1 protein-coding gene is annotated in these 755 nt (G+C 36.6%); it reads left to right on the top strand.

Going from position 1 to position 755, the window contains the following annotated elements; all coding sequences use genetic code 11:
• On the top strand, window positions 1-687 hold a 687-nt coding region (locus AC1HJP_RS21135), incomplete at its 5' end, for a hypothetical protein (RefSeq protein WP_480363463.1).
• Window positions 688-755: the final 68 nt, after the last annotated feature.

Below are 755 nucleotides of genomic sequence, written 5' to 3'. Positions count from 1 at the left end.
TCTCAATCAATTCACCCCATTATTGATGAAAACTCAGTGGGAATAATGAGTAGCTGTGCCAACAGCCCTGAGATGAAAGCGATGAAGTTAGCAGGTAGCATAGTAGCTAAATCTAACTTACAAGTTGAAGCTAATGCTAAAGCGTTTAAAGACGAAAATTTCGAAAACAACTTTCAAGGAATAAGAATTATAGGAGCAAATTTTCAAGGCGCCCTTGGAGCATTTGGTATTGGGGGCACAGTTGAATATTTTGATATTACACAGAACATAATCACTGACTTTACTTACAAAACGAAATATTTCGGCCAAGGTGCAAAAAACGAAGTTGTTTTTGATTTAACTTCAAAAAACGGAGGAATCTCAGTAAGTACAAACCAAATGAAAACAGTTATTGGTGGTTACCCTCTAAACCAGATAAAATCTAGCGGTAAAGCTGAAAATATCTTGAGATCCAATGATATCTCAAAGTGTTTGGCGGAAGCTATTGATAGTACTTATCTTAAAACAGTTTCTAGCCCAACAGGAAACAAATATTCAACCCCTGATGGTTCTGGTTATAAAGGGCCAAGTTTTAATCACTTTCCCCTAAGTGGAGGGGGTGACGGGGGTTCTTTATGTAAACATACTTATTACGATTTAAATGGTAATGAATTGTTTTCTTTTGAGGGCCCATGTCCGGGCGACTAAAAGAATCAACTTATATTGCCAGAGTTATATAGTTACTCTGGCAATATTTACTCTAAGTTTTAAGCTCT

The sequence above is a fragment of the Pseudoalteromonas sp. NFXS53 genome (assembly GCF_056629255.1).
This window is presented reverse-complemented; position numbering and strand designations above follow the sequence as displayed.